Below are 25,591 nucleotides of genomic sequence, written 5' to 3'. Positions count from 1 at the left end.
CGGACGCAATGCCATGTCGCAGACATCTTCACCTTACGAAATCCACGACGACCGCTTCCGGCACCTGATCGTTCCGAGTTCAGGCCTGGAGGAGCTCTATTCCGACTGCCGCTGGGCGGAGGGGCCTGTGTGGTTTTCCGATCTGCAATGCCTGATCTGGAGCGACATTCCCAACCAGCGGATGCTGCGCTGGGTGAAAGATGGCGGCGTTTCGGTGTTTCGCACCCCCTCCAATTTCACCAACGGCAATACCCGCGACCGGCAGGGGCGGCTTGTCTCCTGCGAGCACGGTGGCCGCCGCGTCACCCGCACCGAGATCGACGGCTCGATCACCGTGCTTGCCGAAAGCTATGAGGGCAAGCGGCTGAATTCGCCCAACGACGTGGTGGTGCGCTCGGATGGCAGCGTCTGGTTCACGGACCCGACCTATGGCATCAAATCCGATTACGAGGGTTTTCGGGCTGAGCCTGAACAGGCGACCCGCAACGTCTATCGGCTGGATCTGGAAACCGGCGAGATCGACGCCGTGGTGACTGATTTCGGCCAGCCCAACGGGATTGCCTTCTCGCCGGACGAAAAGATCCTCTATGTGGCCGACTCATCCTCCAGCCACGACCCGTCCGCGCCACGTCATATCCGCGCCTTCGATGTCGTGGACGGCAGGCAGCTTAAAAACAGCCGGGTATTCTGCGATATCGACAACGGTCTGGCGGACGGGTTCCGCGTCGATGTAGCAGGCAATGTCTGGACGAGCGCCGGAGACGGCGTTCATTGCTTCGGTCCCGACGGCAAGCTTTTGGGGAAAATCCTGCTGCCGCAGACGGCGGCGAACCTCACGTTCGGCGGCCCGCGGCGCAACCAGTTGTTCATCACGGCAACGAAATCGCTCTATGCGATCTTCCTTGCAACAACGGGCGCCGGCGTTAGCTGAGCAAGTGTAAAATTAGCAAAACGCAATCCATGGTGAGGCAAGCTTCGGTTATTATTCAACAACCCGTCGCTCACCGCCAAGGAGCGTCATTCGGGAGGATTGGCTACCCGCCGTAGGCGGTCCTCCCGTCATTCACGCGTCACGCGATACCAGTCACGCGCTCCACGAAAAATCAGCCAGCCGATACGTCCGCGTCCTGTTCTGCAAACATCATCTGCAGTTCCATCTGGACGGCATGCATGAACAGTGCGGCCTGCCTTGAGATTTCCTGGTCGTCAGCGCCGCGCTGGCGCATGGACCGTGCAAATTCCGCCATTTCCGTTCTCCAGAACTGGTTGGCGGCGTGGCCATGAAGATCACTCAGGGTTTCAGCACATCGTCTGACATCACCAGTGCGTCGATCGGCCGGGAACTGTAAGAGCGTCATTTCAACTCCGTAAATACCGGGCGAATCGCCCGTACTGAGCGAAACAATGAGCTTTACTCCTTCACAAAAGCTGAACGAGGCTCGCAGAGGTGCGTTCCCAAACCTCGCGAAATCGTTAATATATTAGTTTTTCTAGATATTCGGCGATTGCCATCGACGATGTCAGCCCGGGCGACTCTATTCCGTAGAGCGCCGCATACCCCGGGTGGCCCGTTTGCGTCGGTCCCTGAATGATGAAATCTCCCCCGCCGCCTCCCTTGGGACCGACGACCTTGGGGCGGATGCCGGAATAGGCGGGAACAAGCGTGCCATCGGCAAGGCCCGGCCAGTAACGGCGGATGGCGGAATAGAACTTCTGCGATCGATCGGGATCGACGTCATAGTCGACCCTCTCCACCCATTCGACGTCAGGGCCGAACCGTGCCTGACCGGCCATGTCCAGCGTCAGATGCACGCCGAGCCCGCCGGGTTCCGGCACCGGATAGATCAGCCGTTGCGCCGGCGCGCGGGCCGAAAGGGAGAAATAGGATCCCTTGGCATAATGGCGTTCGGGGATGGTCGTGGGGTTGAGACCTTCGAGACCGGCGGAAATGCCCCACGCGCCGAGGCCCGCCGCATTGACGACCAGCTTTGCGTCGACATCGACAGGATCGGCTCCACCGACCGACAGGCGTACCGAATCGCCCCGCAAGGTGCCGCTGAGAACCGGCGAGTTGAGGACGATGCTGCCGCCGTTGTTCTCGATATCGGCGATATAGGCTTCCATCAGACGGTGGCTGTCGATAATGCCGGTCGAGGGTGAAAGCAGCGCCTTGAAGCCACGGATATCAGGCTCCATGGCCGCCAGTTCCGCGCCGTCGACCAGCCGGCAATCCTCGACGCCATTCGCCCACGCCTGCTTCAGCAGCTTGTCGAGATAGGCGACCTCTGTCTCGTTGGAAGCAACGACGAGCTTGCCGCAGCGCCGGTGGGGAATGCCGCGCTCCTCGCAGTATTGGTAGAGACTGTGTTTGCCGGCGACTGAAAGTGACGCCTTGAGGCTTCCTGTCGCGTAATAGAGTCCGGCATGGATGACTTCGCTGTTGCGGGCGGAGGTAATGCTGCCGGTCAGTGATTCGGCCTCCAGCACGATCACCTCGCGGCTGGAGAGCGCAAGGCGACGCGCGATCGCCAGCCCCACCACACCGCCGCCGATGACGACGCAATCGAGCTCCAGTATTTCCGCCATGCCCACTCTCGCAGTTTCCGCCTTCCACGCGGCATGACGGATGTTATACGAGAAATCCGGTGAGGCCAGAGGAGGAAAGCCAGTGCTGAAGATCGTATTCCTGGATCGCGACACGATCGGCCCTTCGGTAACGATCACAAGGCCGGGGTTTGCGCATGAGTGGATCGAATACGGTAAGACGCCGGAAGATAAGGTCGCAGCGCGCATTGCCGATGCCGATATCGTCATCACCAACAAGGCGCCGGTGCGTGCCGCCTCGATCGCGCAGGCATCGCGGCTGAAGATGATTGCGGTCGCCGCCACAGGTTATGACGTGATCGATCTGGCAGCGGCAAAGGAGCGCGACATCGTCGTTTCGAACGTGCGCGGTTATGCGGTCAACACGGTTCCGGAGCATACATTCGCGCTGATCTTTGCGGTGCGCCGCTCGATCATCGGCTTCCGGCAGGACGTGATCGATGGCGAATGGCAGAGGGCGAACCAGTTCTGTTTCTTCAACCATCCGATCAAGGATCTTGCCGGCTCGACGCTCGGCATTTTCGGCGGCGGGACGCTGGGCAAATCCGTGGCACGGATCGGCGAAGCGCTGGGCATGACCCCGCTCTTTGCCGCTCGCAAGGGATCGACGGAGGTTGCGCCGGGCTATACGGCGTTCAACGAGGTGCTCGAGCGCGCCGATATCATCACGTTTCATATGCCGCTGACGCCCGAGACCCGCGATATGATCGGCATCGCGGAATTCCGGCGGATGAAGCGCAAGCCGCTGGTCATCAACACGGCGCGCGGCGGGCTGGTGAACGAGGCCGACCTGGTGACGGCACTGAACGAGGGCTTGATCGGCGGGGCGGGCTTCGACGTGCTGACGAAGGAGCCTCCGGCACCGGACAATCCGCTGCTTGCCGTTCTCGACCGGCCGAACGTGATCGTCACGCCGCATGTCGCCTGGGCAAGCGACGAGGCGATGCAATCGCTCTGGGCACAGGTCATCGACCATGTGGAGAATTTCGAGAAAGGCGCACCCTCCAACGTTCTGTAGACAGTGTCGGTGGGTGGAGGTCTTGATCAATGCAGCGAACGGAAGCCGTCACGCGTCGCAGCCTTGCGGAAACAACGATGGAGGATGCAGCCGCCGCCTTCACCGAAGGCTTTCGCGGCTACGTGGTGAAATTCACGATTTCGCCTGAGGCGTTCGCTTTGCGCATGGCGCGTGAAGATGTCGACCCTGAAGCAAGCGAAGTGTTTTTCGACGGTGACAAGCCCGCCGGGACCCTGCTGATTGCGCGACGGGGGCGACGGTCGCGCGTCAGTGCGCTCGGCATCGGCCCGACGATCCGCGGTCAGGGCCTCGGGACCCGCGTCATGACGGATGCGATTGCCGCTGCAAGGGCACGGGGCGATGACGTCCTTATCCTCGAAGTGATCGATTCCAATATCCGCGCTCGTGACCTTTATCTGTCACTCGGCTTCGAGATGTCCCGCAATCAGGTCGGCTTCAGCCGCAGCCGGACACGACCGGTGCCGGAGGTTCCGCCCGCGGCCGAATGCGAATATATGGAAGCGGCCGCGATGCTGTCCCGGTTTGCGGATGCAAACCCGACGTGGCAGACCGATCCGGACTGTTTTCACCATCCCGGGTCACCGCTGAGAAGTTTTTCGATCGGGACGAAGGCTGTCGCTTTGCTTGATGATACGAAGGATGACGTGCGGATCTATGGTTTCGCGGTCGATCCGGCGGAAAGGCGCAAGGGTCTTGGCCGCGCCTTGGCCGACAGCCTCGCGGCGCGCTATCCCGGTCGCAGGCTATATACGGCGGAGAATATTGCAGCTGGGTTGCTTGATCCCTTCATGCGCCGCATCGGATGGCGACGCAGCCGGCTGACGCAGTCCGAGATGGTGCTGAGGCTGGATTGAGCGGAAACGCAAAAAGGCCTCGCACGCGGCGAGGCCTTTCGATCAAAAGTAGCTTATTGAGCGACTACATCCAGTATGGCGGGACGCCGTAGTAGTCGTAGACCGACTTGTCCTTGGCGCTGTAGAAGCTGTCGTCGTCGATATCCTTGTAGCGCGGCGCGCCGGAGATCTGGTCCTTGGTAAGGTCGATCCGGTAACCGTCCAGCTCCTCGTCGTAGTGAAGCTTTTCCCACGGCAGCGGATAGTAATCGTCGCCAATGCCAAGGAAGCCACCGAAGCTCAGGACGGCGTAGGCAACGCGGCCACCCTTTTTCTCCAGCAGAATTCGCGCAATCGAGCCGATCCGCTTGCCATCGGCGCCGTAAACTGCGGTGCCTTCGACCTTGTCGCTGGCAATCAGCGAAACGGTATCCTTGACATAGGGGTCCTGCCCCGCACGCGGTTCATGATGCATCATAACGCAACTCCTTTTTGTCGTGTCGTTATGGTTGAAAAACGGCTTGCGGCCGTGGAGGTTCCGCACTTTGCGGCCAAAAGCTTGTCGAGTATCAAGTCTCGGCACGTTGACGCTTACGTCAAAGTTAGATAGCAATTCACGATAGGTTGCGCTGGTCTGTTGGGGCTGACGCATGGCATAATCATCGACGATGGCCGGCGGAGGAGGAAGCCGCCAGCCAGCTGCGCCTGATGCGCGCAGATCGATATGGGAGGAGACGCAGATGAGCGAATTGTCCAAGCAGCCCGCCACAGCGAGGGAAAAGATCTGGCTTGCCAGCTACCCGCCCGGCGTTCCCCCCGAAATCCCACCCCTGGCACATGCTTCGCTCGGCGCTCTCTTCGAAAATAGCTGCGCCCGTTATGCCGATCGCCCGGCCTTTTCGAGCATGGGTAAGGCCATCACCTTTCGCGAGCTTGAAGCCGAGAGCCGCAAGATCGGCGCTTGGCTGCAATCGACGGGCTTGCAAAAGGGAGACCGGGTGGCGGTGATGCTGCCGAACATCCTGCAGAACCCTGTCGTTGTCTACGGCATCCTTCGGGCAGGCTATACGGTCGTCAACGTCAACCCGCTCTACACACCGCGCGAACTGCAATACCAGCTGGAGGATTCGGGTGCCAAGGCGCTCTTCGTACTGGAAAACTTCGCCCATACGGTAGAACAGTCGCTTGCTGGCACCGATGTGAAGCATGTGGTCGTAGCAACGATGGGCGACATGCTGGGCCTCAAGGGCCATATCGTCAATCTCGTCGTGCGAAAGGTGAAGAAGCTCGTTCCGAACTGGTCGTTACCCTCGGCGACAAGCTTCAAGCAGGTTCTCTCCGACGGATCGGGCAAAACCCTGACGCCGCAGGATGTGGGACCACAGGATGTCGCGTTCCTGCAATATACCGGCGGCACGACGGGTGTTTCCAAGGGCGCGATCCTGACGCACGCCAATCTTCTTTCCAACGCATCGCAGATGGGCCTGTGGCTGGACACCGCCTTCCTGACAAAGCCGCGTCCGCCGCAATTGCAGTTCCTATGCGCGCTACCCCTCTACCACATTTTCGCGCTGACGGTGAATTCGCTGATGGGGGTTGCGACCGGCAGCCACAATATCCTGATTGCCAATCCGCGCGATATCCCGGCCTTCGTCAAGGATCTGCAGAAATACAAGATCCACGTCTTCCCCGGGCTCAACACGCTGTTTAATGCGCTGATGAACAATGCCGATTTCCAGAAGCTGGACTTTTCGGCGCTGCTGCTTGTGTTCGGCGGTGGCATGTCGGTGCAGCGGCCGGTCGCCGAGCGCTGGCTTGAGATGACCGGTTGCCCGATTACCGAAGGCTACGGCCTGTCCGAGACGTCGCCGGTCGCCACCGCCAACCGGATGGATGTCCAGGGATTCACCGGCATGATTGGCTTGCCGATCTCGTCTACCGATATCTCGATCCGCGACGACGACGGGCTGGAGGTCGAACTCGGCGGCGTCGGCGAAATCTGCATCCACGGCCCGCAGGTGATGGCCGGATACTGGAACCGGCCGGACGAGACGGAGAAGGCGATGACCCCGGACGGATTCTTCCGCACCGGCGACATGGGCTACATGGACGCTGCCGGCTATATCAAGATCGTCGATCGCAAGAAGGACATGATACTTGTCTCCGGCTTCAACGTCTATCCGAACGAGGTTGAGGAAGTCGTGGCGAGCCATCCGGGCGTGCTGGAATGCGCAGCAGTTGGCGTCAAGGACGAACATTCCGGCGAGGCGGTCAAGGTGTTCGTCGTGCGCCGGGATCCGGAACTGACCGAGGCCAATATCAAGGCGCACTGCATTGCCAACCTGACAAACTACAAGCGCCCTCGCTTTATCGAGTTCCGCGACGCGCTGCCGAAAACGAATGTCGGAAAAATTCTGCGGCGCGAGCTTCGGCAATAGCCATTCGTTGCGCTGCTGCGACAAGCGCTGCCCAACTGCCCCCCGTCCGAGGAGAGATCACCCGTTTGAGGTGGACCTTGGACGCCTGCTCCGTTAGCCGTTGAGGATAATTAACTTTTTGGCATGTGGAGTTCGCTTGGATAGAAGCGCTGGACCCTTTCGTTGCATCGTCATTGCTGCGCTCTTGGCAGCCGCCCTTTCGGGCTGCGCCGGGCGGCCTGAAGGCGTGCTCGTTCCAGCCGCGGCAGGGGCTGCGGAAACCAAGGGCATATCCAAGGTAGACGTTCTCGTCGCCACCACCCGCCGACCCTCCGAGACGCCGGGCGTGCTGTTTTCCGGAGAGCGCGACAAGACCCCGAGCGTGACCGAAATCAGCGTCTCGATACCACCCGATTCCGTCCGCAAGATCGGCGAGGTCCAGTGGCCGAAAAAGATCGTGGCGGATCCGACCAAGGAATTTGCGACGCTTTCGGTCACGCCGCTCTCGCCGCAGCGTGCCAATGAGTGGCTGCGCGGCAACCTGCCGAAAAGCCGACGGGTAATGGTGTTCGTGCACGGGTTCAACAACCGCTACGACGACGCCGTCTACCGGTTCGCCCAGATCGTCCACGACAGCGGCACCGATGTGGCACCGGTCCTCTTCACATGGCCGTCGCGCGGCAGCATCTTTGCCTATAACTACGACAAGGAAAGCACCAACTATTCCCGCGACGCACTGGAAGACATGCTGAGCCGGCTTTCCAAGGATTCCCAAGTCAGCGAAGTGACGATCATGGCGCATTCGATGGGCTCATGGCTGACAGTCGAGGCGCTGCGCCAGATGGCGATCCGCGACGGTCGCGTGGCACCGAAGATCACCAACGTCATCCTTGCCTCGCCGGATCTCGATGTCGACGTGTTCACCAACCAGTTCTCGGCGCTTGGTCCCAAGCATCCGAAATTCACGTTGTTCGTTTCGCGCGATGACCGTGCGCTCAATCTGTCGCGACGAATTTCGGGCAATATCGATCGGCTCGGGCAGGTGGATCCGACCGTCGAACCCTATCGTACCGAATTCGAGAAGGCCGGTATTACCGTGCTCGATCTGACGGCGCTGAAGGGGAACGATCCGCTCAACCACGGCAAGTTCGCCTCAAGCCCGGATGTCGTGAAGCTGATCGGCAACCGGCTGATCGCCGGCCAGGAAGTGACCGACAGCGATGTCGGACTTGGTGAGCGCCTGGGTGCTGTGGCGCTCGGCACGGCACAGACGGTCGGCAGTGCTGCAAGCGTTGCCGTCTCAACACCGATCTCGATCTTCGACCCGCGCACGCGGCGCAACTACGCCGAACAGGTAGATCGCTTCGGCCGCGCCATCGGCAACACGGCCGAAAGTGCCATCGTTCCGTAAGGCCAGAAGTCCAGGCACGCAGCGAACATCGCGCGCAGCGCTTGATTTGAACGCGAAAGCGAATAGGTTCCCACGCATCCATCCGAATGCGAGGAACGTCCATGCAGACCATCGTCAACGAGCTGAAATCCACTGCCGAGAAGACAAATGCCACGGATATCCGCGCGGCATTCGCTGCTGATCCCGGCCGGTTCGGGAAATTCAGCGTCAGCTTCGATGACCTCATCATGGATTATTCCAAGACTGCGGTGAACGGAGAGATCCTTGCCCTGTTCGAGACGCTGGCGGAAGCTGCCGGTGTTGCGAAAAAGCGCGATGAGATGTTTTCGGGCGTTGCCATCAACTTCACGGAAGACCGGGCCGTTCTTCACACCGCCCTGCGCAACCGTTCCAACACGCCTGTTATGGTCGATGGCAAGGACGTGATGCCTGACGTCAACGCCGTGCTTGCGGCAATGGGCAAATTCGCAGATGGCATTCGCTCCGGCAGCCTGAAGGGCGCAACGGGCAAGGCGATCACCGACGTCGTCAATATCGGCATCGGCGGCTCCGATCTCGGCCCGGTCATGGCAACACTGGCGCTCGCGCCTTTCCATGATGGCCCGCGCGCGCATTTCGTTTCCAATGTCGATGGCGCCCACATTGCCGACACGCTGAAGCATCTCGACGCCGAAACGACGCTGTTTATCGTCGCCTCGAAAACCTTCACGACGATCGAGACGATGACCAATGCCGCCACGGCCCGCAAGTTCATCGCCGACAAGCTAGGCGACGATGCGGTAAAGCATCATTTCTGCGCGGTCTCGACGGCGCTCGACAAGGTTGCCGCCTTCGGCATCGACCAGGACCGGGTGTTCGGCTTCTGGGACTGGGTCGGCGGGCGCTATTCGATCTGGTCGGCGATCGGCCTGCCGCTGATGCTTGCCGTCGGTCCTGAAAACTTCGGCAAGTTTCTCGATGGCGCCCATGCGATGGATACCCATTTCCGCACGGCGCCGACTGCGCAGAACCTGCCGATGCTGCTTGGCCTGATCGGCTTTTATCACCGCAACGTGCTGGATTACCCGACCCGCGCGATCCTGCCTTATGACCAGCGGCTCCTGCGCTTTCCGGCCTATCTGCAGCAGCTCGACATGGAATCAAACGGCAAGGGCGTGACGATCGACGGCACGCCGGTTGAGGGCAATTCCGGCCCGGTCGTCTGGGGCGAGCCCGGCACCAACGGCCAGCACGCCTTCTACCAGCTGATCCACCAGGGCACGAGCGTCATCCCGACCGAGTTCATGATCGCAAAGACAGGCTTCGAGCCGGAGCTTCGCCATCAGCACGATCTGCTGATCGCCAATTGCCTGGCGCAGTCGGCGGCCCTGATGAAAGGCCGGACACTGGATGAGGCCAAGGCGCAGCTGGCAAAGGCCGGCATGGACGACGCGAAGGCCAGCCACATCGCGCCGCATCGGGTGTTCACCGGCAACCGCCCGTCGATCACCTTCGTGTACGAGAAGCTGACGCCGTTTGCGCTCGGCCGGCTGATTGCGCTCTACGAGCACCGGGTCTTTGTCGAAGGCGTGCTGTTCCGCATCAATTCCTTCGACCAGTGGGGCGTGGAGCTTGGTAAGGAACTGGCGACAGGTCTTTTGCCCGTCGTGCAGGGCAAGGCCGCCGCTGACGACCAGGACGGCTCGACGCAAGGTCTCGTGAAGGCATTGATTGGCTGAGACGCCTTAGGATGAGCCGGGTTCGCCCGGCTCATCCTTGATACCACGGAAGCGCATGCCGGACTCGTCGTGATTGGCGATCCGAGCAACCAATAGCTCCTCACCGAGTTTGTGAAGGCGCGGACATTTTTGCCGTTGCAGGCGAAACGCCCAAAGTCTGACCAGGAGCCAAGACAATGCAATCGATCGTCTTCATACAGCCGCTCGTCGCGCTCATCGCGGGGATTGTCATCCTTCTGATGCCGCGCATTCTGAATTACGTGGTCGCGCTCTATCTGATCTTCATCGGCGTTACTGGCCTCTGGCCCAATGTGATGCAAAACATCCCGATGCCAAATTAAGCCTGAAGTCCCGCCGCTGCCTCGTTCTTCAACGAGGACAGCCCGCAGGCGACACGGTCCTTGTCAGAGCCCGATCTCTTGGGCAAACGGCGGGTTTGCCCCTGCCCGCGAGACGGTGACTGCCGCAGCCTTGGCGCCGAGTGCCAGAAGGGCCGCGATCTGATCCTCCGACAGGCTTGCGATCTGCGGCTTGGTAAGGAGGTTCTGCATTTTCAAGGATGCCAGCACACCGGCGTCGAACGTATCACCGGCACCGACCGTATCGACCACCGTCACCTTCTCGCTCGGCACGGTCACCTTGTGATTGGCGGTGTAGCCGACTGCACCATCGGCGCCGCGGGTTACAACGACGAGCTTTGCGCCGTGATGCAGCCAGTGGCGGGCAAGCGTGTCCTCATCGCCTTCCAATCCGAACCAGGCGAGGTCCTCGTCGGAGAACTTGACGATATCAGACATCGCCGCCATGCGGTTGATACGGGCGAGATGCGAGGCCTTGTCCTTGATAAAGCCGGGACGGATGTTCGGATCGAGAGAGATGACGCGCTTGCCCTGTTCGCGGGCCATCAGCGCTTCGTAGGTCGAGCCGCACGGTTCCGGGATGAGGCTGATCGCGCCGAAATGCAGGGCTTCGCAATCGTCGCCGATCGCCGGCAGGTCGGCCTCGGTGATCATGCGGCCGGCCGTCCCCTCGTCATAGAAGGCGTAGGTGGCGTGGCCATCCACCAGCTTCACGAAGGCGATGGTGGACGGGCGGGCGGTGATGGCGCAGTAGCTGAAATCGACATTGCTGCCGCGCAGCGTGTCGCGCAGGACATCGCCCATCATGTCGTCGGCAAGGCCCGTGAAGAAGCCTGTGTCCACGCCGAGGCGCCCGAGCGCGATGGCCGTATTGAAAATCGCACCACCGGCATAGGGCGCAAAGCCCTTTTCGCCGAGCGTCGTTTCACGCGGAAGCATGTCGATAAGAGCTTCGCCGCAGCACAGGATCATGGATTTCCTCCCAAGGAATTTGCCTGTTTTCGACAGGAATAAGCGAGCTTTTGTCCGTTGACCAGAGCAAAAGCTCGCGTTCCGCGAATGCTTAGCGCGGCAGTTCGCTGATGCCGCCGTTGCGGGCCGACCATGCCAGCGGGGCATCCAGAAATGCCTCGACTTCCGACAGCGTGTTCTCGTCGAACAGCTTCTGGTCGCGGGCGACCGAAAGCACGTTGCGCCATGTGGCGATGTGGTGGAACTGCACCTTGCCATCGGCAAACCGCAGCGCGCCCTCGTCAAAGATACCGTAGTAGAACAGGGCCATGCCATGATCGACGACGCCGCCGGCAGCGCGGATGGCATCGATGAACTTGAACATCGAACCGCCGGCCGTGGTCAGATCCTCGATCACGAGGACGCGTGAACCTTCGGGCAGGTTACCCTCGATCTGGGCGTTGCGGCCATGGCCCTTGGGCTGCTTGCGCACATAGATCATCGGCAGCGCCAGGCGATCTGCCAGGAGGGCTGCGAATGGAATACCGGCTGTCTCGCCGCCTGCGATGCAATCGAACTTTTCAAAGCCGGCGTCACGCAGAAGCGTCGACACGGCGAAATCCATGATGGTGGAGCGGATGCGCGGGTAGGACAGCAGCTTGCGGCAATCGATATAGACCGGGCTCATCATGCCTGAGGCAAACTTGTAGTGCTTTTCGGCATTGAAATGCACCGCACCGATTTCCCACAGCATCTTGGCCATGAGTTCGGCCATAACGCTACGGTCCGGAAATGTGGTCTGAATCATGCGCCCGCTCCTTTGCTCGATTCATCGTGTCGCAAGTCCCTGCGGAAAGGCCGCATGACATTCTCGTCGGAACTGCATCTAGAAACCACGCGCCGCAATATCAGCAAGCGGGAGACCGCGCCAGCGCAAGGCGGGTACGATTTACTGAATTCAGGCGTTTTCAGGCGCTTGTGCGATTTTCGCCCGACGACACTGACCGCAGGTAGCCTGAGACCTGGACGCGGTCACGCCCGGCCCGCTTTGCTTCGTAAAGTGCCGCATCGGCGAGACTGAGCACAGTTTCGAAAAGCACGCCCGATTGGGAACCCACCGCGATTCCGGCGCTGACCGTGCAGCGCACGCGGTCAACCCCGACCGTGATGTCACGGGCACCGAAACGATTGCGGATATCGTTGGCGATCCGCTCGGCGCGCCCCGGCAGAACATTGTCGAGAAGGACGGCGAATTCCTCGCCGCCCAGTCGCGCGGTGTTGGGGCCCGGCGTTTCCACCAGCAGATCCTCGGCAAAGATCTTCAGCACTTCATCGCCGACCGCATGACCGTACTGGTCGTTGATTGTCTTGAAACGGTCGATGTCGAACACGATGACCGCGGTGGAGGTGCCCAGAATCCGACCGCCGTTGCGCTCGAACATGGCGCGGCGGTTCATCAGTCCGGTCAGCGCATCGGTCATTGCCTCGCGCCGATGGAGCGCTGCCATGCGCCACTGGTGAAGCGCCAGCGAGAGCGCGCCGATGCCTGTCATGCCGGCGATGCAGATGCCGATATTGAGCGTCTCGGCCCAGTTGTTCGGGGCGTGACCCAGCACCCACTGCTGGTTGGCTATGAGGACGGATGCACAAAGAACGAAGGAAAATCCGCTCATCGCATAAAGGATGGCCATGCCGGTCAGCGGACCGGGCGCTTCGTTGCGCGCCAGCCAGTATTGCCATGCCGTACCGCCAAGAAGCAGCGCTGCTGCAATGTTCATCAGGATGAAGCCCAGCCCGTCGAGACCGCCGATCATCAGCGGCAGCCCCGGGGCGATCGCCGCAAGCGCCAAAAGTGCGGCAAGCCGCCAGGGCTTTGCACCGGTGCGGAACTGGACGGAGGCACCGTAGATAACGCTGAGGCCGGAGATCATGAACACGTATGCGACGGATGCGGTCAGGGTACCGGCTTCGGCCGTGTAGAAGCCATAGGCGAAGATGCCGGTTACCGTCATGCTCAATGCGATGACCAGCGTCAGCAGGAAAGAATCGGTCCGCCTTGAAAACCAGGTGCCGAACAAGGTCACCATCAGGCACGCGGCAGAAACGCCGAGTGCAAGCAGAAGAGATTTATAGTCTAGCGTCATGCCGGCAAACTCTTCGGTGATCGAAGTCAGGTAACGGGCGGAAAACTATCTCCCGTTTGTCTCCAAATTATTACCAAGCAACCGTCAAGCTTAAATTTCCTGCCAAATGCCGCTTAGGTTTCAACGACTTCCCAGTGCAGCGGAAACATCGGATCAAACACGGTGATGAGGCCAGCCCCCGTGTCCCGTTTGTCCGGGAAAGCAACCGGATCAGCCTGGCGAACCATCGAGATGCTTTCTTCGTTGGGCGCCAGGCCATACCAAGCAGGGCCGTTCAGCGAGGTGAAGGCTTCGAGCTTGTCGAGCGCGTTATCCTGTTCGAACACATGGGCAAGGCAGCTCATGGTGTTGAGCGAGGTATAGATGCCGGCGCAACCGCAACCGCATTCCTTCAGCGGATCCACATGCGGCGCCGAATCGGTGCCGAGGAAGAAGCGGGCATCGCCGGAAGTCGCCGCGGCTCTCAGTGCCAGGCGATGGTTTTCGCGCTTGGCGACCGGCAGGCAGTAATAATGCGGGCGGATACCGCCGACGAGAAGCGCGTTGCGGTTGATGATCAGGTGATGGGTGGTGATCGTTCCGGCCAGATTGGATTCGGCCGACTTGATATAGTCGATGCCGTCGGCCGTGGTCACATGCTCCATCGTCACCTTCAGTTCCGGCAGGCGCTTGCGCAGCGGATCGAGAACGGTCTCGATGAAGACGGCTTCGCGGTCGAAGATATCGACGTCCGGCGTCGTGACCTCGCCGTGTACGCAAAGCGGCAGGCCGATCTTTGCCATGCGCTCGAGCGCCGGCATCGCCTTGTCGAAATCGCGCACGCCGCCATGCGAGTTGGTGGTGGCACCGGCGGGGTAGAGTTTGACCGCGGTGATCAGACCGCTGTTCTTGCCGTCTTCGAGATCATTGGGATCGGTCTGTTCCGTCAGGTACAGCGTCATCAGCGGTTCGAACCGGTCTCCAACAGGCAGCGCCGCCATGATCCGTTCGCGGTACGCTCTTGCGTCTGCGGTCGTGACCACCGGCGGGACCAGATTGGGCATGATGATCGCGCGCGCGAAATGCCGGCTGGTATCGCCGATCACCCCTTCGAGAACCGCGCCGTCGCGCAAATGCAGATGCCAGTCGTCGGGGCGGCGGATACTGATGGTATTCATGGGGCCTCTGGGCGGTTGTTGGCGCTGGAAGAGTTCATCCCCCTTAGCATCAACATTCCGCTCAAAACAATCACCGCGACAACAAACTGACGCGGACGATAGTGTGGAACCCCATCACTACACGCCCCGATTACACGCAAATGTGCACAGGCTGGATACCATTTATCAATGAAAGCTTAAGATCGGCAGGAACCAGTCCGCATTTCCGGCGTTCGTCCACCAATCGAACAGTTCTACCAGCCGGAGCGAGAAGATGAAATCCCTTAATTCGAAAGTCAACAGGGGATTGGCAATTGCAGCAGGCGCTGCCGCAGCTTTCTGTGCATTGACGGTTTCCCTGAGTGCCCAGGAGCGTTCCAACCTCCTCGTGACTGTAGCGCTTCAGACCGAGTGCGACCAGCTTGCCGGCAGCCCGTTCGACGAGCAGCGCAATGGTTCATTTGCTCCGGTCGATATCGCAAACATCGACGTGAAGGCCGTTGATGCGTGCCGCACCGCTTACGAGGCGACCGGCAACCCGCGTTTCGCCTATCAGCTGGGCCGCGCGCTCAACAATTCCGAACAGGCCGATCAGGCGATGACGGCTTATAATGTAGCTGCCGAAGCAAACTACCCTGCAGCCAAGGTTAACTTCGGCATGCTGATGGGCCGCCTGGGTGACGAGCAGCAGGAATTCCGTCTCTATACCGAAGCCGCAAACGGCGGTAACCGGCTCGCAGCCTACAATCTTGGCGTCGCGTATCGCGATGGCCTGGGAACTCAGGTCGACGTCACCAAGGCGCTCACCTGGTTTGAAAAGGCAGCTGCTGAAGGCGACGATACCGCTGCGTTCAACATCGGCGCGATTTATGACGAAGGCACGATGTTGCCGGCCGACGATCAGACGGCGATCGCCTGGTACGATCTGGCTGCACAGCGCGGCAATACCGATGCGATGATCAACCTCGGCCTGATGTACGAAAGCGGCGAGGGCATTACGGCCGACGCGCAGAAGGCGGTCGACCTCTATCGCAAGGCTGCCGAGAAGGGCGACCTGTTCGGCGCACAGAAGGTCATGGAATTCCAGGAACTCGGCATGATCCCAGCTCAGCCGAAGCAGGACATGAACGAGGGTATGAACACGCTGGTTCTGAAGCAGGGTGACATTGAAACTCCTGCCAAGAACGGCAGAGATATCTAAGACCGTCGAGACGACGCAAGGCTCGCCGACGGCCTCCGCTTAGATATCTCCGGCTGACGGACCCCAGACATCCGTCATCGCGAAACCATCGGCCAGTGGGTCGAACGGATCAAGCGCGATCTGGTGCAGACCAAATGTAAAACCGCGTCCCGCTATCGTCGGAATGATCGCAGGTTTGCCGGCAACTGTCGTTTCGGCAGCCAATCCCACTTCGAACTGAGTGCCGATGATGGAGCGCGAGATGAAGCTGTCTCCGACCTTTGCCCTGCCGCGCGCGTGAAGCGTTGCGAGATTGGCCGAGTTGCCGGTGCCGCAGGGCGACCTGTCTGCCCGGCCCGGCCACATCGTCGTGCAGGTTCTGACCGTGCCATCCGCTTCCGTATCGCGAAACATCACATAAGCAACGCCGGAAATTTCGGGAATTTCAGGGTGTACGACCTCGACCTGCCGGTTGACCAGATCCTTCAGGATCATGCCGGCCTTGACCAGTTCCGCGGCATTGCCCTTCTCGATCTTCAGGCCGATCTGGTCGACATCAACCAATGCATAGAAGATGCCGCCGTATGATAGGTCGAGCGTGACATCTCCCCATTGCGGCGTGCTGATCGTCACATCAAGCTGATGCACGAAGGACGGAACCATGGTGAGCTTCACCTTCTCGCATCGCCCGTCCCGACAGGTAGCAACGGCCCTGACGAGGCCCGCAGCCGTTTCCAGCGTCACAACCGTCTCGGGCTCCTTCATCTCAACGATACCAGCTTCCAGAAGCGCGGTGGCGGCGCAGATGGAGTTGGACCCAGAACTGGCATGCGCCTGATCCGGCTGGAGAATCACAAAGGCTGCATCCGCATCTGGATGCTTCGCCGGCAGCAGCAGGTTGACGGAACCGATCGGGGCGCCACGCGGTTCCAGGCAGAGGAAGCGGCGCAGTTCGTGGCCCTTGGGATCGGAATTCAACCAGGCAAGCTGGGCTGCGACCGTATCGCCCGGGATCTTGGGGACGCCACCGATTGCGACCCGTCCGATCTCACCTTCGGCATGAACATCCAGCAACTGGATCGTACGTTTCCATCTCATGTTTCGCCCCTGACGCGCTTGAACCTGTTGCCGGATCTCACCGGCCTGATCTCTTTGAAACCGGCCTCAGCGAAGCCAGAGGTACCGGAAGCCCATGTTTCGGTCCGGCGCGCGATGATACGGAACGAGCCTTGTCCGGAAATCGGTGGCGGAAAGACCGGTCGCGCTTTCCAGCATTGCCGCATCGAGTTTCGGCTCGACAACGGCACCGTCTCCATCCGCCTCGATCACGAGGACCGGCGGCGCGAGATCCCGCATCGCGCGCTTGCCCGATGCACTGTCGATGTCGAACACCGGTACATCGGGAAACTGCATGCGGATATTGCCGGAAAGATGCATCCCGAGTGCCAGGATGGTTGCCGGGCGATCCTCGGTCCGGATCTGCTTTGCCAGGTCAGCAAACGGCATATTGATACGGCCCGGAGGTCCAAGCAGGCCTGCCGTGAGAACCTTTGCCGGCCCAGGTACCAGCACGACCACCATGATCACCAGAAACACGGGGACCAGCCGTTTGAAACCCAAACCAAGGTCGGCCCCGGCGCGATCGAATTTCAGCAGCAGATATAGCGGCAATGCCAGCAGATAAGGGTCGAGCCAGCGCTCGGTGATCCGTGTCGTTCCAGCCACGAGGACGACCGCAACCACGCCAACCAGCGAGAACAGCATGATGCGGCCAAACAGCGTGGTCCAGCGATCGCCTGCCCTGACCGCCCGCTTGACCGACGACTTGAATGCAAGTGCCAGCACGACGACAGCCAGTGCGCCAAAGGCGAGGCAGGCGACGAGGAGCGATCCGAGCGCCTTGGTGACGCGGAAAATACCCTGCGGCGCATCCGACTCAACCATTTTGCCGAGCGTGCCACGCGTTGCGAGATCGAGATTGCCGAGAAGCCAGACCGCGTGCGGCAGGACGATGGCAATGCAGATGACGGCGGCAAGCAGCATGCGCGGATCAAGAAGACGCGCGCGCCAGTCCCGATCGAGGGCAACCGCCACGATGGTCGCGGCAGGAAGGATGACGAAATTGTACTTCGAGATCGTACCGATCCCGATCGCAATGCCGATGATCGCATATCCCTGCCAGTCAGGACGCACCAGCGTGCGGCAAAGACCGTAGAAAAACAGGGAGGTCGCCATCAGGAGCGCGATCGTGTGGGTAAGATCCTGCTGCGGCATGAAGGAAACCTGCGGCAGCAGCGTCAGGCTGAGCATAGCAAGGCCGGCAAAGCTGCGGCTGACCTGCAGTTCCCGCGCGGCAAGGCCCATGAACAGATAGACCAGGAACAGCATTCCGAACCGGGGCAGCGCCAGCGACAGCAGCGAGATGTCCAGCGCGCCAACGAACAGGTTCTGTACCCAGTTGTAGAAAGGCGGCTGCGGTCCGTAGCCGAGCAGCCAGAACTGCGAGTTGAGCGACTGCTCAGCCTCGTCGAGCGTCAACGAATTGGGAAGCGACACGCGAATGGCGATGCTGAGCATGAAGTAGATGCCGAACAACACCGCGACCGGCTTCACACCGCCGGAAAGAAAGCCGGAGATGCCCCCACTAGCGCCGGAGCCACCGTCTCTCGATGACAGCATGTTTGCCTTCTGCATGGTTCTCGCTCCGAATTGACGGAACAGCAGGTCGCATATCCCCTATCGACAAATCAACAAAAATGATTGCCGGCGGACCGAGAGTTGAGAGAACATTTTTGGGAAGAAGAGAATGGCGCACCCGAAGAGATTCGAACTCCTGACCCCCAGATTCGTAGTCTGGTGCTCTATCCAGCTGAGCTACGGGTGCGTCTGCAAGCAGTGTATTTTGCTTGCGTGGCGATCCTCTAAATGCTGCGGCAAAGGATTGCAAGCGATTTTCGGTCAGCGACTGTCATTTTCATGTCAAATAGTTCGCAAGCCCCTGAATTTGCGTGATTTTGCGATCAGGCGCGGGCGCGGTAGTCGTCCAGCGATACGGGACGGTCGGGAATTTCGATGCGGAACTGAGTACCCTCGGTCGGCTTTTCCACCAGCGCAATCGTGCCGCCATGGGCAAGGACAAGCTCGCGTGCGATCACCAAGCCAAGACCGGTGCCGCCGGACCGGGCCGAACCGCGGAAGGCCGAGAACAGGTTCTCGCGGGCCTTGCGGGGCATGCCGGGTCCGGTGTCGTCAATCATGATGCTGACGACGCTGCCGACCCTGTGGGCTGACACCGTGATGCGGCGCGCAATCGACTTGTCGTCCGGCTCGAACGTCACCAGCGCCTGCAGCGCGTTGCGGCAGAGGTTGTGGATCACCCGGAAGATCTGTTCGCTGTCGCAATCGACCTCGAGATCGACGGCGATCTGATCGTGAAATTCGATGCCGGCATCAGGATCGATGGCCAGGATGTCGCGGACTTCCTGGAAAAGTTCGGCGAGAAGAATCCTGCGTCGCTTCGGCGCGGCTTCCGAGGCCTGCCCGTAAGCCAGCACTTCGGTCGTGTAGCCGACTGCGCGGTCGATCGTGCGCAACAGTTTTGGTGCGAAGCTGCGCACCATCGGATCTTCGACATCGGTCAGGCGGTCCGACATCAGCTGCGCTGACGCAAGGATGTTGCGCATGTCGTGGTTGATCTTGGAGACGGCGAGACCGAGATCGGCCAGGTTGCGCTGTTGTTTCAGCGTCCGCTGCAGCTCAGTCTGCATGGCCGACAAATGCCGGCCGGCGACGGCGAGCTCGCCACGAGACCGGTCGGCAGTAAACACACGCGCAGGATCTTCCGGCTGCTCGGAAAATTTCTGCATGCTTTTCGTCAGGCGCCGGATCGGCAGGATCATCATGCGGTTGATGGCGAGGAAGATAAGAACTGCCGTGATGATCGAAATCAGCAGCGACAGGAGAAACATCATCTTCGCGTATTTGAGCATATCCTTGCGCAGAGCATCGTCGGTCATGACCAGTTCGATGATCATGTCACTTTCTCCGATCGGGCCGTAGATGCGCATGACGCGTCCGCCGCCCAAAAACAGCGTGTCCAGCGCGTCGCGCATCGTCACCAGAAGCGGCGTATCGGTCAGGTCATACTGCTCGTCGATCTGCGGCGGCACATCGACTGCTGCCAGCAGGCGCGAGGTCCCGTCCTTGCGCAGCGCAATCACCTTGGTTCCTGTGGCAAGAAGCGTGTCGTCCTGCACGGCGCGGGGCAGTTCCGCCGGTTGAAGTCCGTCGATGACGATTCCGGCCGCAGCGGCAGTATCCAGCCGGTCACGCAGCCAATTCATCCGCATGCCGGCAACAGACGGCATGAAGATCAGGATTTCGGCCAGCATCACGAAGACGATCGTCAGCCAGAGAAGACGACCGGAGAGCCCACGGAAAAGCTGCGGCATCTGCTCGGCAGACGCCCTGGAGGCTGCTCCGGTCTGCGCCGATTGCTCCTGCTTTGGAGTTTCGGCCGCATCATCCATGTGGCTCGTCATCGTTATCTCGCCTGTCCAGCCGTTCGGTGGTGGCTGCAATCATCTGCATATTCTAGCTTTCTGGCGCATTTTTTCCACCCCCCAACCGGAAGTCGGCCTTAAAGCGTTTCCTGGGCTAGATTGAAGCACGACAGAACCGACAAAAACAAAGGGCCCGGATGGACGATACCACCTGGGCCCCTGTTCGCTTGCACGGTTGGTTCGGCTCAGAACTCTTCCCAGTCCGCGCTTGCCGACGGCGCCGCTGCCGCAGCGGCGGATCCGCCGCCAAAGGCGCGGGCGATCGATTTGGTCATGGTCTTGACTGGGGACACGCGGGGCGCCGGTGTTCTTGCAGTGGCAGAACCGGAAGCGACCGCGACGAGCCCACGATGACCCGACGCTTCTCCGTCGATCCGGAACTTGGATACGAGTGCGAAAAGATTGTCCGCTTCACCGGAAAGCCTTGAGGTCGCGGCGGATGTTTCTTCCACCATCGCGGCATTTTGCTGCGTCACCTGATCCATCTGGTTGATGGCGCTGTTGATCTCCGCCAAGCCGGTCGCCTGCTCGCGCGATGCAACGGCGATCGAGTTGATGTGATCGTTGATGCTGATGACGCGGGATTCAATGTCGGACAGGGCATGGCCGGTGTTCTGGACGAGACGCACGCCGGCCGCTACTTCGTCACCGGACTTGCCGATCAGCGCCTTGATATCCTTGGCCGCACTGGCCGACCGCTGGGCCAGCTCGCGCACTTCCTGTGCGACGACGGCAAATCCCTTGCCGGCTTCGCCCGCACGAGCTGCCTCGACACCGGCGTTGAGCGCCAGGAGGTTGGTCTGGAAGGCAATCTCGTCGATGACGTTGGTAATCTGGGCAATCTCGCGCGATGCCTGCTCGATACGGCCCATGGCGTCGACCGCGCTGCGCACCACCTCACCGGACTGCACGGCACTGGTCTTGGCTTCGCTCACCATCACGGTCGCCTCGGTGGCGCGCTCTGTCGAGGTCTTCACGACAGCTGTGATCTCGTCGAGTGCCGCCGAGGTTTCTTCGAGAGCCGCTGCCTGCTGCTCGGTGCGCTTGGAGAGATCGTTGACGGCGGAGCTGAGTTCGGATGCCCCGTCGTTCATCGCGCCGGTTCCGGCACGGATGTTGCGCATGGTGCCACGCAGCGTGTCCATCGTCGCATTGACGTTCTGCTGCAGTTCGGCAAAGGCGCCCTTGAAATGGCCGGCCATGCTGTCGTCGAACTTGCCTTCCGCCAAGCTGCCGATGACACGGCGCGTTTCCGCCACGCCTGCATCGACACTTGAGACAAGCTGATCGACATTGCGTGCGAACCGGTCGAGGTTTTCATCGCCCCACTGCTTGTCGATGCGCCGCGAAAAATCACCTTCGACCGCTGCGCCGACGACGTTGGCCATGCGCGCCTGAAGATCATCGTTCTTCGATCGCATCTCTGCTTCGGCACCGCTCATCCGCGCCACCTCGAGGCCGTTCTTCTTGAACACGCCGACAGCCTCGGCCATGTCTCCGATTTCGTCGGCACGGCCGGCAAAGGGCACAGCTGCAGCGTAGTCGCCGGTGGCCAGGCGCTTCATCGAAGACGTAAGCTCGAGAATCGGCTGGCTTATCTGCTTGCGACCGAGCGAAATGCCGAATGCCAGACCACCCATCACACCCAGCAGGGTCGCGCCGAGCACGCTGTAGAAGATCATGTCGCCAAAGCCGTCGATTTCGGCGCTGAGCTTGTCCATCGCCGCCTGGTCGATCTTGACGATTGCGTCGATCTGCTCCTGGTAAGCCTTGCGGTTGGCGCGATTGGCGTCGTTATTGCCCTGAACGTTGGCGGCCTGTGGCCCTTCGGCTTGGCCCAGACGCGCAGTCTCGGAGCGGAAGGCCTTAAATTCCTGGAAGCGCGCGACGAGCTTGTCGAAGATTTCCTTCTCCTCCGCCGGGACGGTCGGCCCCCAAGCGGCGATGAGCTTCTCGATTTCGGCAAGCGATTTCATGATACCATCGCCGAACGGCTTGGCGCTTGCTGCGTCCTTGGCTGCATAGACGCCCCGCGCATCCATAACAACGGCCGTCACCATGCGGTTAAGATGCTCACCCTGGTACACGCGCTGCGCAACAGCAGCATAGTCTCTGGTCTGCTGATTGTATTTCTGGACTGCGAAGAGCGATATGCCACCGATGACACAGGTTACAACGCTCATCACACCAACGAGCATGTTGATCTTGGCTCTTATCTTCACAATGCATTCCCCCGAAGCGACAAATTAAAAAATGCGGAGGGCCCTAAACCCCTACATCTTGATGGTGCGAGAAATAGCACTGAGAGATTAACATTTGTTGATGATCAAAAGCTCAATTAGTGAGCGCCCGCCTAGTCTAGCGCTGCCTCGCGACTGGCTGAAGTCTCCCGGATCCACGAAAATACATGGGGTCTACTCCGGGAAAGCACGGTTTTCATCCGTCAGGCTTACAGGACATGGAAAGCCCGTGTGGACACAAGCGTTAACGCGACATCCAGAATCCAGCCAGTTTCGTCAGACACTTGCCCGGAACCGAGCGCAATCGCGGTGCTGCGATTGACTTTTCGCGCCTCTTCCCCTTATAAGCCGCGCACGTTCACAAGGCTCACAGTCGCACTGCGGCCGGCGCCCGAACGTTTCCTAAACGCTCTTGCTTTTAACGAAGCAAACTTCAAGAAGGGCCGCACACCGCGGTATTAAAAAAATGAAGCGTACCTACCAGCCGTCCAAGCTTGTTCGCAAGCGTCGTCACGGCTTCCGCGCCCGTATGGCAACCAAGGGTGGCCAGAAGGTTCTTGCCGCTCGCCGCTCACGTGGCCGCGCTCGTCTCTCGGCTTAACGCCGGGATGCCCGGATAGCGGGCGATGACGACCGAACCTACGAACAAGAAGACTGCCGGGCGGCTGAAAAGCCGGCCGCAGTTCCTTGCCGTGCGAAAGGGTGAAACCCGACGCGGCCGGACTTTCCTTCTGGAAGTCCTTGATCGACATCAGCCGGACGAAGCGCCGCGGGTCGGATTTACTGTTACCAAGAAGCATGGCAACGCGGTTGAACGAAACCGCATGCGCCGCCGCCTGAAAGAGGCGGTTCGGCACTCAGCCGCATTTGCAATGAAGAACGGACACGACTATGTCATTGTCGCGCGGAGGGAGGTCCTCAAGACCCCGTTTGCAGACATGACGGCACAGCTCATCGAGCGCATCGAAAGCCTGCCGAAATCGAAGCGGTCCGAGGAGACCCTTTCCAGGAAAGCATGATGGAAAAAAACCGCAATTACTTCATCGCGATCGCACTTTCTGTGATGATCGTCCTTGCCTGGCAGTTCCTCTATATGAACCCGAGGATGGAAGCTCAGCAGCGCGCCGACGAAGCACGGCTTGCGCAGCAGCAGCAGACCACCGAGCAGGCCGGACAGAACTTCACGCCGGAAAGCCCGGGCGCTGCAACCTCGACCGGCAACCTTCCTGGCGCAAACCAGGCGCAGGCGACGGCTACCCGCGAAGAGGCGCTTGCAAAGTCTCCGCGCGTTGCGATCGAGACCGCGGCCGTTTCCGGCTCCATCAACCTGGTCGGCGCTCGCTTCGACGATCTGAAGCTTCGCGAATATCATGAGACGGTCGACGACAAGAGCCCGATCATCACGCTATTCTCCCCGGCCGATACCAGAGACGGCTATTTCACCGAGCTTGGCTACATCGGCAGCGACACCAGCGGCACCGTACCCGGTTCCGGCACGCGGTGGACGCTTGCTGGCGGCGACCGGCTGACGCGCGAAACGCCGGTGACGCTGTCGTTCACGAACGACAAGGGCATCGTCTTCAACCGCACCATCGCGATCGACGAACACTACATGATCACGGTCAACGACAAGATCGACAACCCGACCCAAGAGCCGGTTTCGATCTCCTCCTATGGCCGCGTGACCCGTTACAACAAGCCGGCAACGCCGTCCGTCTGGGTCATCCACGAAGGCTTCATCGGCGTTCTCGGTGCAGACGGCAGTCTCAGCGAACATACCTATCACAATATCGAGGAAGAGGCTGTCGCCAACACCAAGGCGACCGGCGGCTGGCTCGGCATTACCGACAAATACTGGGCCTCGACGATCGTGCCGCCACAGGCGATGCCGTTCGAATCCCGCTTCACGCATTTCACCGATGGCCAGCCGCGTTACCAGGCGGATTACAAGGGCGACGCGCTTTCGATCGCTCCCGGCCAGTCGACAGAGCTGAAGAGCCTCGTGTTTGCCGGCGCCAAGGAAGTTCCGCTGATCGACCAGTATGTCGAGCAGCTCAAGATCCCGCATTTCGATCTCGTCATCGACTGGGGCTGGTTCTACTTCATCACCAAGCCAATGTTCAAACTGATGGACTTCTTCTTCCGTCACGTGGGCAATTTCGGCGTGGCAATCCTTTTGACAACCGTCGTCGTCAAGCTGCTCTTCTTCCCGCTGGCGAGCAAGCAGTATGCCTCCATGGCCAACATGAAGCGCATGCAGCCGCGGATGGAAGAGCTGAAGGCCAAGCACGGTGATGACCGCATGGCCCTTCAGCAGGCGATGATGGCGCTCTACAAGGAAGAAAAGATCAACCCGATCGCCGGTTGCTGGCCGGTGGTGCTGCAGATCCCTGTCTTCTTTGCGCTCTACAAGGTGATCTATACCACCATCGAAATGCGCCATGCGCCGTTCTTTGGCTGGATCCAGGACCTTTCCGCGCCGGACCCGACATCGCTGTTCAACCTGTTCGGTCTTCTGCCTTACGACGTCCCGCATTTCTTGATGATCGGCGTCTGGCCTATCATCATGGGCATCACGATGTTCATCCAGATGCGCATGAACCCGACGCCGCCGGATCCGACACAGGCGATGATCTTTACCTGGATGCCGCTGGTCTTCACCTACATGCTGGCGTCCTTCCCGGCCGGTCTCGTGATCTACTGGGCATGGAACAACACGCTTTCGGTGTCGCAGCAGGCCCTGATCATGAAGCGCCACGGCGCCAAGATCGAGCTGTTCGACAACATGAAGGGGCTGTTCAAACGAAAGCCCGCGGCGTCCAAATAGCTATTCTTCAGAAACCCCGGTTCGCCGGGGTTTTTCTTTGGCCGATTGAGAGCCTAGCGAGCGGAAAGCGACATTGGCTGACGTGGGTGGATCAGTCCCGCCTTTGGGCCGGCGCTAGGTTGCCCGAGGCAAGTTCCGCAAGCAGAGTAGAACATGCTGACGCTGGAATT

At 60.3% G+C, this 25,591-nt stretch carries 22 protein-coding genes and 1 tRNA gene; 11 read left to right on the top strand and 12 right to left on the bottom strand.

From position 1 onward, the window contains the following. The first annotated feature begins 13 nt into the window (after positions 1 to 13). Positions 14 to 931 (top strand): SMP-30/gluconolactonase/LRE family protein, encoded by a 918-nt coding sequence (locus ACQY1P_RS07215; protein WP_430255867.1) that lies wholly within the window; start codon positions 14 to 16, stop codon positions 929 to 931. Between the two features lie 172 nt (positions 932 to 1,103). On the opposite strand, the gene ACQY1P_RS07210 is transcribed toward ACQY1P_RS07215, so the two are convergent. Together ACQY1P_RS07210 and ACQY1P_RS07205 are read right to left on the bottom strand one after the other, a co-directional pair. Further along, positions 1,104 to 1,358 carry a DUF6074 family protein gene (locus ACQY1P_RS07210; protein ID WP_062453958.1) on the bottom strand — a complete coding sequence of 85 codons (255 nt, stop codon included), beginning with the start codon at positions 1,356 to 1,358 and terminating at the stop codon, positions 1,104 to 1,106. Between the two features lie 115 nt (positions 1,359 to 1,473). Beyond that, positions 1,474 to 2,586, bottom strand: a complete 1,113-nt coding sequence (locus ACQY1P_RS07205; protein WP_430255865.1) for an NAD(P)/FAD-dependent oxidoreductase — start codon at positions 2,584 to 2,586, stop codon at positions 1,474 to 1,476. Positions 2,587 to 2,671: 85 nt separating this feature from the next. Here ACQY1P_RS07205 and ACQY1P_RS07200 point away from each other — a divergent pair, with 85 nt between their 5' ends. Further along, positions 2,672 to 3,622: a D-2-hydroxyacid dehydrogenase gene (locus ACQY1P_RS07200; protein ID WP_249407645.1), complete on the top strand. Its 951-nt coding sequence runs from the start codon at positions 2,672 to 2,674 to the stop codon at positions 3,620 to 3,622. Positions 3,623 to 3,651: 29 nt separating this feature from the next. Next, positions 3,652 to 4,497: a GNAT family N-acetyltransferase gene (locus tag ACQY1P_RS07195; protein WP_430255863.1), complete on the top strand. Its 846-nt coding sequence runs from the start codon at positions 3,652 to 3,654 to the stop codon at positions 4,495 to 4,497. A gap of 64 nt (positions 4,498 to 4,561) precedes the next feature. Here ACQY1P_RS07195 and ACQY1P_RS07190 read toward each other — a convergent pair whose 3' ends face one another. After that, positions 4,562 to 4,954: a PRC-barrel domain-containing protein gene (locus ACQY1P_RS07190; protein ID WP_062453961.1), complete on the bottom strand. Its 393-nt coding sequence runs from the start codon at positions 4,952 to 4,954 to the stop codon at positions 4,562 to 4,564. A gap of 262 nt (positions 4,955 to 5,216) precedes the next feature. Here ACQY1P_RS07190 and ACQY1P_RS07185 point away from each other — a divergent pair, with 262 nt between their 5' ends. The 4 genes from ACQY1P_RS07185 (at position 5,217) to ACQY1P_RS07170 (ending at position 10,363) form a co-directional block, all read left to right on the top strand. Then, positions 5,217 to 6,914: a long-chain-fatty-acid--CoA ligase gene (locus ACQY1P_RS07185; RefSeq protein ID WP_062453962.1), complete on the top strand. Its 1,698-nt coding sequence runs from the start codon at positions 5,217 to 5,219 to the stop codon at positions 6,912 to 6,914. A gap of 136 nt (positions 6,915 to 7,050) precedes the next feature. Next, positions 7,051 to 8,304 carry an alpha/beta hydrolase gene (locus tag ACQY1P_RS07180; protein WP_430255861.1) on the top strand — a complete coding sequence of 418 codons (1,254 nt, stop codon included), beginning with the start codon at positions 7,051 to 7,053 and terminating at the stop codon, positions 8,302 to 8,304. A gap of 101 nt (positions 8,305 to 8,405) precedes the next feature. Then, positions 8,406 to 10,022 carry a glucose-6-phosphate isomerase gene (pgi, locus tag ACQY1P_RS07175; protein ID WP_430255859.1) on the top strand — a complete coding sequence of 539 codons (1,617 nt, stop codon included), beginning with the start codon at positions 8,406 to 8,408 and terminating at the stop codon, positions 10,020 to 10,022. A gap of 176 nt (positions 10,023 to 10,198) precedes the next feature. Further along, the gene (locus ACQY1P_RS07170) at positions 10,199 to 10,363 is read left to right on the top strand and encodes a DUF3096 domain-containing protein (protein ID WP_082471821.1); all 165 of its coding nucleotides are present in this window, start codon (positions 10,199 to 10,201) and stop codon (positions 10,361 to 10,363) included. A gap of 63 nt (positions 10,364 to 10,426) precedes the next feature. On the opposite strand, the gene ACQY1P_RS07165 is transcribed toward ACQY1P_RS07170, so the two are convergent. The 4 genes from ACQY1P_RS07165 to pyrC all read right to left on the bottom strand — a co-directional run bounded on the left by ACQY1P_RS07165 (position 10,427) and on the right by pyrC (position 14,633). Further along, positions 10,427 to 11,353 (bottom strand): carbohydrate kinase family protein, encoded by a 927-nt coding sequence (locus ACQY1P_RS07165; RefSeq protein WP_430255857.1) that lies wholly within the window; start codon positions 11,351 to 11,353, stop codon positions 10,427 to 10,429. Between the two features lie 91 nt (positions 11,354 to 11,444). After that, positions 11,445 to 12,140, bottom strand: a complete 696-nt coding sequence (locus ACQY1P_RS07160) for an orotate phosphoribosyltransferase (protein ID WP_062453965.1) — start codon at positions 12,138 to 12,140, stop codon at positions 11,445 to 11,447. 160 nt (positions 12,141 to 12,300) lie between these two features. Then, on the bottom strand, positions 12,301 to 13,476 hold the full coding sequence (locus ACQY1P_RS07155; protein ID WP_430255855.1) for a diguanylate cyclase: 1,176 nt from the start codon (positions 13,474 to 13,476) through the stop codon (positions 12,301 to 12,303). A 113-nt stretch (positions 13,477 to 13,589) separates the two neighbouring features. Beyond that, positions 13,590 to 14,633 (bottom strand): dihydroorotase, encoded by a 1,044-nt coding sequence (pyrC, locus tag ACQY1P_RS07150; RefSeq protein WP_430255853.1) that lies wholly within the window; start codon positions 14,631 to 14,633, stop codon positions 13,590 to 13,592. 253 nt (positions 14,634 to 14,886) lie between these two features. Here pyrC and ACQY1P_RS07145 point away from each other — a divergent pair, with 253 nt between their 5' ends. Then, the gene (locus ACQY1P_RS07145) at positions 14,887 to 15,813 is read left to right on the top strand and encodes a tetratricopeptide repeat protein (protein WP_082471820.1); all 927 of its coding nucleotides are present in this window, start codon (positions 14,887 to 14,889) and stop codon (positions 15,811 to 15,813) included. A gap of 39 nt (positions 15,814 to 15,852) precedes the next feature. Here ACQY1P_RS07145 and ACQY1P_RS07140 read toward each other — a convergent pair whose 3' ends face one another. The 5 genes from ACQY1P_RS07140 to ACQY1P_RS07120 form a co-directional block, all read right to left on the bottom strand. Further along, positions 15,853 to 16,890, bottom strand: coding sequence for a 4-hydroxyproline epimerase (locus ACQY1P_RS07140; protein WP_430255851.1), 1,038 nt, complete (start codon positions 16,888 to 16,890; stop codon positions 15,853 to 15,855). A gap of 66 nt (positions 16,891 to 16,956) precedes the next feature. Beyond that, positions 16,957 to 18,486, bottom strand: a complete 1,530-nt coding sequence (locus ACQY1P_RS07135) for a glycosyltransferase family 39 protein (protein WP_430255849.1) — start codon at positions 18,484 to 18,486, stop codon at positions 16,957 to 16,959. Positions 18,487 to 18,599: 113 nt separating this feature from the next. Then, positions 18,600 to 18,676, bottom strand: a tRNA-Arg gene (locus ACQY1P_RS07130). A 136-nt stretch (positions 18,677 to 18,812) separates the two neighbouring features. Then, a complete protein-coding gene (locus ACQY1P_RS07125; protein ID WP_430255847.1) occupies positions 18,813 to 20,333 on the bottom strand; it encodes an ATP-binding protein in 1,521 nt (506 codons plus the stop codon). Positions 20,334 to 20,539: 206 nt separating this feature from the next. Continuing rightward, positions 20,540 to 22,576 carry a methyl-accepting chemotaxis protein gene (locus ACQY1P_RS07120; RefSeq protein ID WP_430255845.1) on the bottom strand — a complete coding sequence of 679 codons (2,037 nt, stop codon included), beginning with the start codon at positions 22,574 to 22,576 and terminating at the stop codon, positions 20,540 to 20,542. A gap of 484 nt (positions 22,577 to 23,060) precedes the next feature. On the opposite strand from ACQY1P_RS07120, the gene rpmH reads away from it, so the two are divergent. The 3 genes from rpmH to yidC are packed head-to-tail and all read left to right on the top strand — an operon-like array spanning position 23,061 to position 25,421. Beyond that, positions 23,061 to 23,195 (top strand): 50S ribosomal protein L34, encoded by a 135-nt coding sequence (gene rpmH / locus ACQY1P_RS07115; protein ID WP_062578914.1) that lies wholly within the window; start codon positions 23,061 to 23,063, stop codon positions 23,193 to 23,195. 25 nt (positions 23,196 to 23,220) lie between these two features. After that, positions 23,221 to 23,613 (top strand): ribonuclease P protein component, encoded by a 393-nt coding sequence (gene rnpA, locus ACQY1P_RS07110; RefSeq protein ID WP_062453971.1) that lies wholly within the window; start codon positions 23,221 to 23,223, stop codon positions 23,611 to 23,613. Beyond that, positions 23,613 to 25,421, top strand: a complete 1,809-nt coding sequence (gene yidC, locus ACQY1P_RS07105; protein WP_062453972.1) for a membrane protein insertase YidC — start codon at positions 23,613 to 23,615, stop codon at positions 25,419 to 25,421. Before rnpA ends, yidC begins: the two co-directional genes overlap by 1 nt. Positions 25,422 to 25,591: the final 170 nt, after the last annotated feature.

Source organism: Neorhizobium sp. DAR64872/K0K18 (genome assembly GCF_050500175.1).
In the GTDB taxonomy this organism is placed as follows: Bacteria; Pseudomonadota; Alphaproteobacteria; order Rhizobiales; family Rhizobiaceae; genus Neorhizobium; species Neorhizobium soli.
The sequence above is the reverse complement of the archived record's forward strand: the minus strand, read 5'-3'. Positions and strand labels throughout refer to the sequence as shown.